This is a genomic window from Prevotella sp. P2-180, from assembly GCF_002251435.1.
Lineage (GTDB): Bacteria > Bacteroidota > Bacteroidia > Bacteroidales > Bacteroidaceae > Prevotella.
Genome location: NZ_NPJI01000047.1, coordinates 13131 through 25911 on the forward strand (window position 1 = coordinate 13131; position 12781 = coordinate 25911).

The 12781-nt window shown below is 44.6% G+C and carries 27 protein-coding genes; all 27 read right to left on the bottom strand.

The genetic code is table 11. The features are described 5' to 3' along the window. Positions 1 to 42: 42 nt before the first annotated feature. Positions 43 to 432, bottom strand: a complete 390-nt coding sequence (rpsK, locus tag CIK98_RS07710; protein WP_094383678.1) for a 30S ribosomal protein S11 — start codon at positions 430 to 432, stop codon at positions 43 to 45. A gap of 53 nt (positions 433 to 485) precedes the next feature. After that, positions 486 to 866 carry a 30S ribosomal protein S13 gene (rpsM, locus tag CIK98_RS07715; protein ID WP_094383679.1) on the bottom strand — a complete coding sequence of 127 codons (381 nt, stop codon included), beginning with the start codon at positions 864 to 866 and terminating at the stop codon, positions 486 to 488. Between the two features lie 32 nt (positions 867 to 898). Further along, positions 899 to 1015: a 50S ribosomal protein L36 gene (gene rpmJ / locus CIK98_RS07720; RefSeq protein ID WP_009160995.1), complete on the bottom strand. Its 117-nt coding sequence runs from the start codon at positions 1013 to 1015 to the stop codon at positions 899 to 901. Positions 1016 to 1032: 17 nt separating this feature from the next. Then, complete coding sequence (gene infA, locus CIK98_RS07725; protein ID WP_094383680.1) at positions 1033 to 1251, bottom strand: translation initiation factor IF-1; 219 nt, start codon at positions 1249 to 1251, stop codon at positions 1033 to 1035. Positions 1252 to 1269: 18 nt separating this feature from the next. After that, on the bottom strand, positions 1270 to 2052 hold the full coding sequence (gene map, locus CIK98_RS07730) for a type I methionyl aminopeptidase (RefSeq protein WP_094383681.1): 783 nt from the start codon (positions 2050 to 2052) through the stop codon (positions 1270 to 1272). A gap of 14 nt (positions 2053 to 2066) precedes the next feature. Further along, positions 2067 to 3410 carry a preprotein translocase subunit SecY gene (secY, locus tag CIK98_RS07735; protein ID WP_094383682.1) on the bottom strand — a complete coding sequence of 448 codons (1344 nt, stop codon included), beginning with the start codon at positions 3408 to 3410 and terminating at the stop codon, positions 2067 to 2069. A gap of 4 nt (positions 3411 to 3414) precedes the next feature. After that, complete coding sequence (rplO, locus tag CIK98_RS07740; protein WP_094383683.1) at positions 3415 to 3861, bottom strand: 50S ribosomal protein L15; 447 nt, start codon at positions 3859 to 3861, stop codon at positions 3415 to 3417. Positions 3862 to 3887: 26 nt separating this feature from the next. Next, on the bottom strand, positions 3888 to 4064 hold the full coding sequence (gene rpmD, locus CIK98_RS07745; RefSeq protein WP_094383684.1) for a 50S ribosomal protein L30: 177 nt from the start codon (positions 4062 to 4064) through the stop codon (positions 3888 to 3890). A 13-nt stretch (positions 4065 to 4077) separates the two neighbouring features. Further along, positions 4078 to 4590 (bottom strand): 30S ribosomal protein S5, encoded by a 513-nt coding sequence (gene rpsE / locus CIK98_RS07750; protein WP_094383685.1) that lies wholly within the window; start codon positions 4588 to 4590, stop codon positions 4078 to 4080. 6 nt (positions 4591 to 4596) lie between these two features. Further along, on the bottom strand, positions 4597 to 4941 hold the full coding sequence (rplR, locus tag CIK98_RS07755; protein ID WP_094383686.1) for a 50S ribosomal protein L18: 345 nt from the start codon (positions 4939 to 4941) through the stop codon (positions 4597 to 4599). 18 nt (positions 4942 to 4959) lie between these two features. Continuing rightward, positions 4960 to 5526, bottom strand: coding sequence for a 50S ribosomal protein L6 (rplF, locus tag CIK98_RS07760; protein ID WP_094383687.1), 567 nt, complete (start codon positions 5524 to 5526; stop codon positions 4960 to 4962). A 14-nt stretch (positions 5527 to 5540) separates the two neighbouring features. Then, positions 5541 to 5936, bottom strand: a complete 396-nt coding sequence (gene rpsH / locus CIK98_RS07765; protein ID WP_094383688.1) for a 30S ribosomal protein S8 — start codon at positions 5934 to 5936, stop codon at positions 5541 to 5543. 75 nt (positions 5937 to 6011) lie between these two features. Continuing rightward, the gene (rpsN, locus tag CIK98_RS07770; RefSeq protein ID WP_094383689.1) at positions 6012 to 6314 is read right to left on the bottom strand and encodes a 30S ribosomal protein S14; all 303 of its coding nucleotides are present in this window, start codon (positions 6312 to 6314) and stop codon (positions 6012 to 6014) included. Positions 6315 to 6319: 5 nt separating this feature from the next. Beyond that, positions 6320 to 6874, bottom strand: coding sequence for a 50S ribosomal protein L5 (rplE, locus tag CIK98_RS07775; RefSeq protein ID WP_094383690.1), 555 nt, complete (start codon positions 6872 to 6874; stop codon positions 6320 to 6322). After that, a complete protein-coding gene (rplX, locus tag CIK98_RS07780) occupies positions 6874 to 7221 on the bottom strand; it encodes a 50S ribosomal protein L24 (protein WP_094383691.1) in 348 nt (115 codons plus the stop codon). Before rplX ends, rplE begins: the two co-directional genes overlap by 1 nt. Before the next feature lie 19 nt (positions 7222 to 7240). Beyond that, on the bottom strand, positions 7241 to 7606 hold the full coding sequence (gene rplN, locus CIK98_RS07785) for a 50S ribosomal protein L14 (RefSeq protein WP_094383692.1): 366 nt from the start codon (positions 7604 to 7606) through the stop codon (positions 7241 to 7243). 2 nt (positions 7607 to 7608) lie between these two features. Next, on the bottom strand, positions 7609 to 7875 hold the full coding sequence (rpsQ, locus tag CIK98_RS07790; protein WP_094383693.1) for a 30S ribosomal protein S17: 267 nt from the start codon (positions 7873 to 7875) through the stop codon (positions 7609 to 7611). A gap of 2 nt (positions 7876 to 7877) precedes the next feature. Continuing rightward, positions 7878 to 8072, bottom strand: a complete 195-nt coding sequence (rpmC, locus tag CIK98_RS07795; RefSeq protein ID WP_094383694.1) for a 50S ribosomal protein L29 — start codon at positions 8070 to 8072, stop codon at positions 7878 to 7880. A gap of 3 nt (positions 8073 to 8075) precedes the next feature. Next, positions 8076 to 8504, bottom strand: coding sequence for a 50S ribosomal protein L16 (gene rplP / locus CIK98_RS07800; RefSeq protein ID WP_094380556.1), 429 nt, complete (start codon positions 8502 to 8504; stop codon positions 8076 to 8078). Positions 8505 to 8518: 14 nt separating this feature from the next. Next, positions 8519 to 9250 carry a 30S ribosomal protein S3 gene (gene rpsC, locus CIK98_RS07805; protein ID WP_094383695.1) on the bottom strand — a complete coding sequence of 244 codons (732 nt, stop codon included), beginning with the start codon at positions 9248 to 9250 and terminating at the stop codon, positions 8519 to 8521. Between the two features lie 11 nt (positions 9251 to 9261). Continuing rightward, the gene (gene rplV / locus CIK98_RS07810; RefSeq protein ID WP_094383696.1) at positions 9262 to 9660 is read right to left on the bottom strand and encodes a 50S ribosomal protein L22; all 399 of its coding nucleotides are present in this window, start codon (positions 9658 to 9660) and stop codon (positions 9262 to 9264) included. 32 nt (positions 9661 to 9692) lie between these two features. Further along, a complete protein-coding gene (gene rpsS, locus CIK98_RS07815) occupies positions 9693 to 9959 on the bottom strand; it encodes a 30S ribosomal protein S19 (protein ID WP_022315727.1) in 267 nt (88 codons plus the stop codon). 22 nt (positions 9960 to 9981) lie between these two features. Continuing rightward, positions 9982 to 10806, bottom strand: coding sequence for a 50S ribosomal protein L2 (gene rplB, locus CIK98_RS07820; protein ID WP_094383697.1), 825 nt, complete (start codon positions 10804 to 10806; stop codon positions 9982 to 9984). Positions 10807 to 10812: 6 nt separating this feature from the next. Next, a complete protein-coding gene (gene rplW, locus CIK98_RS07825; RefSeq protein WP_094383698.1) occupies positions 10813 to 11175 on the bottom strand; it encodes a 50S ribosomal protein L23 in 363 nt (120 codons plus the stop codon). 21 nt (positions 11176 to 11196) lie between these two features. Then, positions 11197 to 11826: a 50S ribosomal protein L4 gene (gene rplD / locus CIK98_RS07830; protein ID WP_094383699.1), complete on the bottom strand. Its 630-nt coding sequence runs from the start codon at positions 11824 to 11826 to the stop codon at positions 11197 to 11199. Between the two features lies 1 nt (position 11827). Continuing rightward, entirely contained in the window at positions 11828 to 12442 is a 615-nt protein-coding gene (gene rplC, locus CIK98_RS07835; RefSeq protein ID WP_094383700.1) for a 50S ribosomal protein L3, read from the bottom strand. A gap of 24 nt (positions 12443 to 12466) precedes the next feature. Next, positions 12467 to 12772: a 30S ribosomal protein S10 gene (gene rpsJ, locus CIK98_RS07840; protein WP_094383701.1), complete on the bottom strand. Its 306-nt coding sequence runs from the start codon at positions 12770 to 12772 to the stop codon at positions 12467 to 12469. Between the last annotated feature and the right edge of the window lie 9 nt (positions 12773 to 12781).

Below are 12781 nucleotides of genomic sequence, written 5' to 3' on the forward strand. Positions count from 1 at the left end.
TATTTTTATCTGTTAATATAAGTGTTCAACAACATAATGTGATTATACGCGACGTCTTTTTGGAGGACGGCATCCGTTGTGGGGCAGTGGTGTTACGTCAACAATCTCGATGACCTCAATACCAGAACTATGCACGGCACGGATAGCAGACTCACGTCCGTTACCTGGACCCTTCACGTAAGCCTTTACCTTGCGAAGACCAAGGTCGAAAGCTACCTTTGCGCAATCCTCAGCAGCCATCTGTGCAGCATAAGGAGTGTTCTTCTTAGAGCCACGGAAGCCCATCTTACCGGCTGAAGACCAAGAGATGACCTGACCTTCTCCATTAGCCAAAGACACGATAATATTGTTGAAAGAGCTATGAACATGCAGCTGTCCGATAGCGTCTACCTTTACATTTCTTTTCTTTGAAGCGACTGTTTTCTTTGCCATAATAATCTGAAATTTAAATGTTCAATTCTTAATTCCTAATTTTTAATTCCTAATTATTTAGTGGCCTTCTTCTTATTTGCAACAGTCTTCTTCTTTCCCTTGCGGGTACGAGCATTATTCTTGGTGCTCTGACCACGAACAGGAAGACCGTGACGATGACGAACTCCACGATAGCAACCAATATCCATCAGTCGCTTGATATTCAACTGGATCTCTGAACGGAGATCACCTTCTACCTTGAATTCAGCGCCGATAATTTCACGGATTTTGGCAGCCTGGTCGTCACTCCACTCTGAAACCTTCAGGTCGCGGCTGACACCTGCCTTGTCCAATATCTTTGCTGAACTACTTCGACCTATACCATAGATGTAGGTCAATGCGATTTCGCCACGCTTATTCTGGGGCAAATCTACTCCAACAATTCTTATTGCCATTTTGTTTAATAAAAAAATTTGTGATTAATTAATTAACCCTGACGCATCTTGTACTTAGGGTTCTTCTTGTTAATTACGAAAAGACGGCCCTTACGACGTACAATCTTGCAGTCTGGGGTACGCTTTTTCAATGATGCTCTTGTCTTCATATTATGTTGTCTGTTGTTTATTTGTATCTAAATACAATTCTACCCTTGGTTAAATCATACGGACTCATCTCTACCTTTACCTTGTCGCCAGGAAGAATCTTGATATAGTGCATGCGCATCTTTCCTGAGATGTGAGCAATGATTTGCACTGTGTTCTCTAACTCTACCCGGAACATTGCATTTGAGAGCGACTCGATGATTGTTCCGTCTTGTTCAATTGCGGATTGTTTTGCCATAAATCAATTCTTGACGTCTTAACTTTCTATTTCTGAAAATGATGATAAAATTTCTGCCTTTCCACGACGTATCGCCACTGTATGCTCATAATGAGCTGACGGTTTACCGTCGATTGTCTTTATAGTCCATCGGTCGTTCATAAGCATCACCTTGCGGCTGCCCATAGTGACCATCGGCTCTATAGCTAAACACATGCCCGATTCAAGTAGTATACCGGAGCCATGCGAACCGTAATTCGGCACTTGGGGATCCTCGTGCATCTCTCGTCCAATGCCATGCCCCGTAAGAACCCTGACCACACCATATCCATTACCTTCACAAAGGCTTTGAACGGCATGTCCGATATCTCCAAGATGATGGCCAGCCTGAGCAACATCTATTGCGTCATATAACGCTTGCTTTGTAACGTCAAGCAGCTTTTTCACTTCAAGTGAGATTTCACCTACGGGAAAAGTGTAACAGGAGTCGCCGTTGAAACCGTTGAGCAATGTAGCGCAATCAATCGAAATGATGTCACCATCTCGAAGTATTGTCTTGGAATCAGGAATTCCGTGGACAACAACATCGTTAACCGATGTACATATACTTGCAGGAAACGGACCACCGAACTTATTTGGAAAACCCTTGAACGTGGGTATTGCACCATGATCGCGGATAAACTCGTCGGCAATGCGGTCGAGCTGTAAGGTAGATACTCCTGGTCTTATATGTTTAGCCAATTCGCCAAGTGTCTTCCCGACAAGGGAATTCGCTTGGCGCATTAGTTCGATTTCGTCTTCTGTCTTCAGAAATATACTCACCTGTTCACCTTATATTAATAAGCTGAAACACCTGTGCGGCTATGAACCTTTCCAGAATTCAGCAAGCCATCATAGTGACGCATCATGAGATGACTCTCTATCTGCTGAAGAGTGTCAAGAACGACACCAATGAGAATCAGCAAAGAGGTACCTCCGAAGAACTGAGAGAATGCATCCTGCACATTCAGCAGTCCGGCAAGTGCGGGCATAATAGCAATGAAAGCTATAAACAAAGAACCGGGCAGTGTGAGTCTAGACATGACATCGTCGATATAATCGGCAGTGTCCTTTCCAGGCTTGACACCAGGTATGAAGCCATTGTTGCGCTTCATGTCCTCAGCCATTTGTGTAGGATTCAGTGTTATTGCTGTGTAGAAATATGTAAATGCAATAATGAGTGCAGCAAACACAATATTGTAGAGAAGACTGTTTCTGTCGAGCATAGAACGCAAGAACCAACTAGAATTCTCAGATGCTGAATACTGAACGATGACGAGCGGGATGAACATCAGAGCCTGAGCAAAGATGATAGGCATCACGTTAGCAGCGAAGAGTTTCAGCGGTATGTACTGGCGTGCACCACCATACTGCTTGTTACCTACAAGACGCTTTGCATACTGAACAGGGATACGACGTACACCCTGTACCAAAACAATAGATGCGCAAACAACTGCATAGAGTATGATAATCTCGACGAGGAACATCACAAGTCCACCACCAGTGATGGCAGTGAAACGTGAACCGATTTCCTGTATGAACGCCTGCGGTAAGCGAGCGATAATACCAATCATGATGATTATCGAGATACCATTACCTATACCTTTATCTGTAATGCGCTCACCCAACCAAAGGATGAACATACTTCCAGCTGCAAGTATGACGGTACCGGTGATGATGAACACCGGCCAAGCGATTCCCGATGCCAATGCACCGGCAGCCTGCATTTTAAGATTGATGAGGTAACTCGGGGCCTGAAACAGGAGAATACCCACTGTCAGCCACCGAGTGTACATACTAATCTTCTTACGACCGCTCTCACCCTCACGCTGCATCTTTTGGAAATAAGGTACAGCTACAGCGAGAAGCTGCATAACGATAGAAGCAGAGATGTAAGGCATGATTCCCAATGCGAAAATAGATGCATTGGAAAATGCTCCACCAGAGAACATATCCAGAAGTGACATCAAGCCGCCCTGGGTCTGCGACTGAAGTTTATCCAACATGGCAGGGTTGATGCCAGGAAGCACAACAAAGGAGCCAAAACGATAAATCGCCGTAAACAGGATAACCACAAGGATGCGCTGGCGCAGGTCCTCGATTTTCCAGATGTTCTGTAGTGTCTCTATTAACTTCTTCATTATCTTAGATTATAGTTGCGTTACCACCTACTGCTTTTATAGCTTCTTCAGCAGACTTAGAGAAAGCATTAGCCTCTACATCAACCTTTGCCTTCAACTCGCCGTTACCAAGAATCTTTACAAGTTCCTTACCGTTGGTCAAGCCAGCAGCCACGAGTTCAGCTATGCCGATCTTCGCAAGGTTCTTTTCCTCAGCCAACTTCTGCAATGTAGAGAGGTTGACAGCGAAATACTCCTTGTGGTTGATATTCTTGAAACCAGACTTAGGAACACGGCGCTGAAGTGGCATCTGTCCACCTTCGAAACCAATCTTCTTCTTATAACCAGACCTAGCCTTTGCACCCTTGTGACCACGAGTAGAAGTGCCTCCGAGACCTGAACCCGGACCGCGACCGATTCTACGCTGTGAATGAGTAGAGCCTTCAGCTGGCTTTAAATTATGTAGTTTCATAATCGTATCTGTTTTTATTTACTTTATTAGTCAATAACGGTCACTAAGTGGTGAACCTTGCCAATCATACCACGGATTGCAGGAGTATCTTCCTTCTCAACAACCTGTGAGATTTTGTGCAGTCCAAGTGCCAAAAGAGTACGCTTCTGGTCAATAGGTGCGCCAATCTTACTTTTTATCTGTTTGATTTTTATTGTTGCCATATTGAATATCTCCTTATCCTCTAAATACTTTTTCCATACTGATACCACGAGTAGCTGCGATGGTGTAAGCATCACGAAGCTCAGAAAGTCCCTCGATAGTAGCCTTCACCAAGTTGTGAGGGTTAGAAGAGCCCTTTGACTTTGCGAGAATGTCCTTAACACCAACACTCTCGAGCACGGCACGCATAGCGCCACCGGCTACGAGTCCAGTACCGGCAGCGGCCGGTCTCATATAAACGTGAGCACCACCGAAACGAGCCTCTACGTCGTGTGGAATAGTTCCCTTGAGAATAGGAACCTTAACAAGATTCTTCTTGGCTGCCTCAACACCCTTAGCAATGGCAGCTGTAACTTCACCAGCCTTGCCAAGTCCCCATCCGATAATGCCATTGCCGTCACCAACAACGACGATAGCAGCGAATGTGAAAGTGCGACCACCCTTTGTTACCTTTGTAACACGGTTAATAGCAACCAACCTGTCTTTTAATTCAACGTCACTATTTATTTTAACTCTGTTCATTGCCATAATCGTTTAAAATTTCAGTCCGCCTTTGCGAGCAGCATCGGCAAGAGATTTTACTCTACCATGATAAAGATAACCATTGCGGTCGAATACAACAGATGTGATGCCAGCCTCGATTGCCTTCTGTGCAACGAGCTCACCTACCTTTTCAGCCTGCTGAATCTTAGGCATAGCCTCAAGTCCGAGAGAAGAGGCAGAAGCAAGTGTTTTGCCCTCAAGGTCGTTGATGACCTGTGCATAAATCTGCTTATTGCTGCGGAAAACGCTCATACGTGGACGCTCTGCAGTACCGAACACATTCTTGCGAATTCTATATTTGATTTTAATTCGTCTTTCTACTTTCTTTGTTGTCATAATCTTGAAATGTTAAAGTTACTTAGCTGAAGCTGACTTACCAGACTTTCTGCGAATAACCTCGCCCTTGAACAGAACGCCCTTACCCTTGTAAGGTTCAGGTTTACGGAAAGAACGAATCTTAGCACAAACAAGTCCAAGCAATGCCTTGTCACAAGACTCGAGTATAATCTGAGGATTCTGGTTACGCTCAGACTTAGTCTCAACCTTGATGACGTTAGGCAACTGAATAAAGATAGGGTGAGTATAACCAAGAGTAAACTCGATGATGTTTCCCTGGTTAGAAACACGATAACCGACTCCGACGAGCTCAAGTTCCTTTTTGTAACCAACGCTAACACCTACAACCATATTGTTTACCAGTGAACGATAAAGTCCATGGAAAGCCTGCTTCTGCTTGTAGTTTACGGGGCTGTTCTCATCAATCTCCATCACTACCTCGCCATCGGCGATGTTAACCTTGATAGAAGGGTCGACGTACTGTGAGAGTTCTCCCTTAGGACCCTTAACGGTCACTACGTTGTTGCTCATAGCAACAGACACACCAGCTGGTATGCTAATAGGTAATTTTCCAATTCTAGACATAGTAAAACCTCCTATTAATAAACGTAGCAAAGAACCTCGCCGCCGATCTTAAGGTCAGCAGCCTCTTTGTTTGTCATTACACCTTTGGATGTAGACAAGATAGCGATGCCCAATCCGTTAATAACTCTCGGCATGTCCTTGTAACCAGTGTACTTACGAAGACCTGGTGTAGACACTCTCTTAAGGCACTTGATAGCGTTAGCCTTTGTTGTTGGGTCGTACTTCAGAGCGACCTTGATACTACCCTGAGGACCATCCTCTACGAACTTGTAGTTCAGGATGTATCCCTTCTCGAAGAGGATCTTTGTAATCTCTTTCTTCAAGTTTGAAGCTGGAACTTCGACTACACGGTGATTAGCCATGATAGCGTTTCTCAACCTCGTCAGATAATCTGCTATTGGATCTGTCATTATAAATAATTGTTTAATTAATCGGGCCTACCCCGACAATATTAAATAAATAAAGTGAAATTCACTGATGTGTTGTTACCAGCTAGCCTTCTTTACACCAGGAATGAGACCAGCCGAAGCCATCTCACGGAACTGGATACGAGAAAGGCCGAACTGACGCATGTATCCCTTTGGACGTCCGGTAATCTTGCAACGATTGTGGAGTCGAATAGGATTGGCATTGCGTGGTATGCTCTGCAACTTACGTGCAGCCTCGTAAGCCTCTGCAGGATCCTCAGCAGTAGCTATGATCTTCTTCAGTGCGGCACGCTTCTCAGCATAGCGGGCAACAAGTTTGGCGCGCTTAACCTCGCGGGCCTTCATTGATTCTTTTGCCATATCTCTTAGTCTTTTTTAGCGTTCTTGAATGGAAGACCGAATGCCTTTAGAAGAGCGAATCCCTCCTCATCGGTCTTTGCTGTGGTAACGAATGTGATGTTCATACCCTGGATGCGGTCTACAGAGTCGATATTAATTTCAGGGAAGATGATCTGCTCCTGAATACCAAGAGTGTAGTTACCACGTCCGTCAAACTTGCTTTCGATACCCTTGAAGTCGCGGATACGAGGAAGAGCCACTCTTACGAGCTTCTCGAGGAATTCGTACATACGCTCACGACGTAGTGTAACCATCACACCGATAGGCATCTTCTTACGCAACTTGAAGTTAGCGATGTCCTTCTTTGAATATGTAGCCACAGCCTTCTGACCAGTAATGGCAGATATTTCGTTGATTGCAACGTCGATGAGTTTTTTGTCCTGTGTAGCGTCACCAAGACCTTGGTTAACTACGATTTTCTTGAGGACAGGAATCTGCATCTTTGAGCTGTAGTTGAACTGCTTTTCGAGAGCAGGAGCGATTTGCTCCGTATACTGCTTCTTAAGTTGTGCTGTATTCATTATTTGATTTCCTCCCCTGACTTTTTAGCGACACGAACTTTCTTTCCGTCGTCGTTTTTCTTGATGGCAACGCGAGTTGGCTCACCAGTCTTTGGATCAACCAAGCTCAGATTAGAGATATGAATTGGAGCTTCCTGCTTAATAATTCCTCCCTGAGGATTTTTAGCAGAAGGCTTGGTGCTCTTAGACACCATGTTCTTGCCTTCAACAATGGCACGCTGCTCCTTAACAAGCACCTTTAGCACCTTGTGCGGAGCAGGATACTTGCCGTTCTGGTCTTTTCTATCCTTGCTATTACCAGCAAGCACCAGAACCATGTCGTCTTTCTTTATTTTAAACTTTGTCATTTCTTGTCTCAATTAACGTTTAAAGAACCTCAGGTGCCAATGAAACGACCTTCATGTTAACTGCACGCAGTTCACGTGCAACAGGACCGAAGATACGGCTACCACGAAGCTCACCTGCATTGTTAAGCAATACACAAGCGTTATCGTCGAATCGGATGTAAGAACCGTCAGCACGACGTATTTCTTTCTTCACTCGAACAACCAAAGCCTTAGATACTGCACCCTTTTTCAAATCGCTTGACGGAATGACGTTCTTCACTGAAACGACAATCACGTCACCGACACTTGCGTAACGGCGGCCAGTACCACCGAGTACTCTGATGCAAAGAGCCTCTCGCGCACCGCTGTTGTCACATACTGTAAGTCTTGATTCTGCCTGTATCATAATTACTTAGCTTTTTCAACAATTTGAACTAATCTCCATCTCTTGGTTTTGCTCAAGGGACGTGTTTCCATAATGAGTACTGTATCACCTACATTAGCCTCATTTTTCTCATCATGAGCATGGTACTTTTTTGTCTTCTGGACAAACTTACCATAAATAGGGTGCATCTCCTTGAACTTAGTTGCAATAACAATGGTTTTATCCATTTTGTTGCTGACTACGACACCCTGTCTTGTCTTTCTTAAATTTCTTGTTTCCATCTGGCCCATTATTATTTGTTAAGTTCTCTTTGACGGAGTTCTGTCTTCATACGTGCGATGTCACGACGTGCCTTCTTTATATCAGATGGATGCTCCAGAGGAGTGATTGCGTGGTTCAACTTCATTTGGTTATACTTAACAACCTCTGCCTCGATCTTCTCTGCCAAATCCTTGGTTTCGAGTTCTCTTACTTCTTTAATCTTCATAAATTAAGCGTTTTTATCGTAATCACGTCTAACTACAAACTTAGTCTTCACCGGCAGTTTCTGAGCTGCGAGTCTTAGAGCCTCTTTAGCGATGTCGAAAGAAACTCCCTCAACTTCGAAAAGAATACGTCCTGGAGTTACAGGAGCGACCCATCCAGCAGGATCACCCTTACCTTTACCCATTCGGACGTCAGCAGGCTTTCTTGTAATAGGTTTGTCCGGGAAAATACGAATCCAAACCTGTCCTTCACGCTGCATGTAACGGTTAACAGCTACACGGGCAGCCTCAATTTGTCGGCTGTCTATCCATTTTGCCTCAAGAGTTTTAATACCGAAAGAGCCGAAAGCGAGCTGAGTGCCGCGGTGAGCATTGCCCTTGTTTCCTCTTCCATCCTGAGGTCTTCTATATCTTACTCTCTTAGGTTGTAACATGATAGCTTCTTCTTTTAACGATTATTATTCTTCTTACCACGGAACTTTCTGCCACCATTGTTACCATTAGAGCCACGTCCAGATGACTTCTCCTGAGTGAAGTTAGGTGTGAGTTCACGCTTTCCGTAAACCTCGCCACGGCAAATCCATACCTTTATACCCAGTAGGCCAACCTTAGTGAGCGCCTCTGCCTGACAATAGTCGATGTCTGCACGGAATGTGTGTAGAGGAGTACGTCCTTCCTTGTACATTTCCTTTCGTGCCATTTCAGCACCATTGAGACGTCCTGTGATTTGAACTTTGATACCTTCAGCACCAGCACGCATTGTGTTAGCAACAGCCATTTTGATTGCTCGACGATAAGCTATTTTACCCTCGACCTGACGTGCGATGTTGTTAGCGACGATGTTGGCATCGAGCTCAGGTTTTTTAACTTCGAAGATATTTATCTGAATCTCCTTGTCATAAAGCTTTTTGAGCTCTTCCTTGAGTTTGTCAACATCCTGACCACCTTTACCAATGACGATGCCCGGGCGAGCGGTGCAAATAGTAATGGTAACCAATTTCAGTGTACGTTCGATAACGATGCGAGAAATGCTAGCCTTAGCAAGTCTCTCGTTGAGATACTTACGTATTTTCTGGTCTTCAACCAGATTGTCGCCGAAGTTCTTGCCACCGAACCAATTTGAATCCCATCCTCTAACGATACCGAGGCGGTTGCTTATTGGATTAACTTTCTGTCCCATTCTACTATCTATTAATCATTAGTTTTGGCATCAACAAACAGCGTTACATGGTTAGAACGCTTGCGTATTCTATATCCACGTCCCTGTGGTGCAGGTCTCATGCGCTTCATAGTTACGCCTTCGTCAACGAATACCTTTGTAATATACAATTCTCCATCTTCAGCCTTGCGGTCATTTTTAGCTTCCCAGTTAGCGATAGCCGAGCGCAGAAGTTTCTCCACGTCGACAGAAGCTGCTTTTTTAGAGAAGCGGAGCACACCGAGTGCCCTGTTCACTTCCATTCCACGGATCATGTCAACGACATATCTCATTTTTCTTGGAGAAGAAGGAACCCCCTTCAATTTAGCAAAGTACTGAGTTTTAAGAGCTGCTTTTCTTTCTTCAGCCTTAATATGTTTTCTTGCTCCCATTATTGATATCTTTAATTTTCTGGTGAACCTGATTACTTCTTGTTACCTGCATGGCCACCGAATCGACGAGTAGGCGAGAACTCACCAAGCTTGTGACCTACCATGTTTTCTGTGATGTAAACAGGAATAAACTTATTTCCGTTGTGAACTGCAACAGTGTGACCCACGAAGTCTGGGGAAATCATTGATGCACGAGCCCAAGTCTTAACGACGCTCTTTTTTCCGCTTTCATTCATAGCGAGAATTTTCTTCTCGAGCGATACGTTGATGTACGGACCTTTTTTTAATGAACGACTCATAATTTTCTCTTAGTTAACTTGATTACTTACTTGCTCTTTCAATGATGTACTTGTTAGAATGCTTCTTAGGTGCACGTGTCTTGAGACCCTTAGCGTACAAGCCCTTGCGTGAGCGTGGGTGTCCGCCAGACTGACGTCCTTCACCACCACCCATTGGGTGATCATGTGGGTTCATAACGACACCACGGTTGTGAGGTCTACGTCCCAACCAGCGTGAGCGACCTGCCTTACCAGACTGCTCGAGTGCATGATCGGAGTTACCTACGCTACCGATAGTAGCCTTACAAGCACTCAGGATTTTGCGTGTTTCTCCAGAAGGGAGTTTGATGACGCAATAGCTACCCTCACGGGAAGTCAACTGAGCGAAATTACCAGCCGAACGGACGAGCAGAGCTCCCTGTCCTGGGCGTAATTCGATGTTGTGAATAACGGTACCGACAGGAATGTTGGCCAATGGGAGTGCATTTCCAATCTCTGGAACAGCATCCGCACCTGACGAGAGAGTCATGCCAACCTGCAATCCATTAGGAGCAATGATATAACGTTTTTCACCATCAGCATAGTAAAGCAGAGCGATACGAGCCGAGCGGTTTGGATCGTACTCGATAGTCTTTACAACTGCTGGAACACCATCTTTCTCTCGCTTAAAGTCGATGAGACGGAACTTTCTCTTGTGTCCTCCGCCCATATAGCGAACAGTCATCTTACCGGTGTTGTTTCGACCGCCGGTAGAGCGCTTGCCGCGAACGAGAGATTTTTCTGGCACGGATGCAGTAATTTCCTCGAACGTGCCAATAACTTTGTGTCTTTGTCCCGGAGTTACCGGTTTAAATTTACGTACTGCCATTTTATATTATTCTATATTGCTGTAAAAATCAATAGTGTCGCCCTCTTTAAGAGTGACGATAGCCTTCTTGTAGGCATTCTTCTGGCCTCTCACGAGTCCTGCCTTTGTATAGCGGCTAGAGCGCTTTCCGGCATAACGAAGAGTGTTAACCTCAAGAACTGTTACATTGTACAGACTTTCAACTTCCTTCTTAATCTCCAACTTGTTGGCTTCAGGGCGAACGATGAATCCGTACTTTGGCTGTGCGGTCTTTGTCACCTGTGTACCCTTGTTTTTACCAGTTTTAGGAGTATAAGTTCTGTCGACAGATGTCTTGTCTGTCAATTTTGTCATCTTCTCAGTGACCAATGGTTTGATTATGAATGCCATATTACTTTATCTCCTTGTTGATTATTTGTTTAAGATGTTGTTGATCGTCTCCAATGAATTCTCTGTTATCACGAGCACGTCTGCATTCAAAACATTGTACGAATTGAGCAGCGCAGCAAGTGTAATTTTCGAACCCTGCAGGTTTCGAGCAGACAAATATACGTTTTTATTTACTTCTGACAAAACGAAGAGCGATTTTTTGCCCTCAACTTTAAGATTTTTAGTAATATTTACGAAATCTTTAGTCTTTGGAGCCTCAAAATTGAAATCTTCTACCACAACGATAGCATTCTCCTGCGCCTTGTAAGAGAGAGCACTTTTACGAGCAAGAACTTTTACTTTTTTGTTAAGTTTGAAGCGATAGTCGCGTGGTTTAGGACCGAAAACACGTCCACCACCTACGAGCACTGGTGAGTTGATATCACCACGGCGAGCACCGCCGCCGCCCTTCTGACGACCAAGCTTGCGTGTAGAACCTGCATGCTCACTTCTCTCCTTCGATTTTGCTGTACCCTGACGCTGATTAGCGAGATACTGTTTTACGTCCAGATAAAGAACGTGGTCATTAGGCTGGATTCCAAAGACAGCGTCGTTAAGAACGACCTTTCGTCCTGTCTCTTGGCCATTGATATTTAATACGCTAATTTCCATTTTACTTCTTGATTAAAACGGTTGAACCATTGCAACCAGCTACACTACCCTTAATAAGTATGAGGTTGTGCTCTGGTATTACCTTTAACACTTTCAAGTTCTGGGTTGTTACTCTTTCGTTGCCCATGTGGCCACCCATTCGCATGCCCTTGAACACCTTTGCAGGGTAAGAACAAGCACCGATAGAACCCGGTTTGCGGGCGCGGTCATCCTGTCCGTGAGTGCTCTGGCCTACACCACCGAAGCCGTGACGCTTCATTACACCCTGGAAACCCTTACCTTTTGATGTTCCGACAACGTCAACGAACTCAACTCCATTGAAGATGTCAACCGTAATCGTATCTCCGAGGTTATATTCCTCATCGAACTTGAACTCGGCCAAGTGGCGCTTTGGTGTTGTATTAGCCTTCTTGAATACTCCCTGCATAGGCTTGGTAGTGTTTTTTTCCTTAGCCTCGCCGAAAGCCAACTGAAGGGCAGCATAACCGTCCTTTTCAACGGTCTTAACCTGTGTAACAACACAAGGACCAGCTTCGATAACAGTGCACGGTACATTCTTACCGTCGGCACTGAAAACGGATGTCATTCCGATTTTTCTTCCAATTAATCCTGGCATTTCAATTATATACTAAAAATTAGACTATACTTTGATTTCTACTTCAACACCGCTCGGCAACTCGAGTTTCATCAGAGCGTCTACGGTCTTTGCTGTAGAGCTGTAGATGTCGATGAGACGCTTGTAGTCTGAGAGCTGGAACTGCTCGCGAGCCTTCTTGTTTACGAAGGTTGAGCGGTTTACTGTGTAGATACGCTTGTGTGTTGGCAATGGAATAGGACCGCTGATGATAGCGCCTGTAGCTTTTACTGCCTTCACAATCTTTTCTGCTGACTTGTCAACGAGAGTATGGTCGTATGACTTCAGCTTGATTCTGATTTTCTGACTCATGTCTTTTAT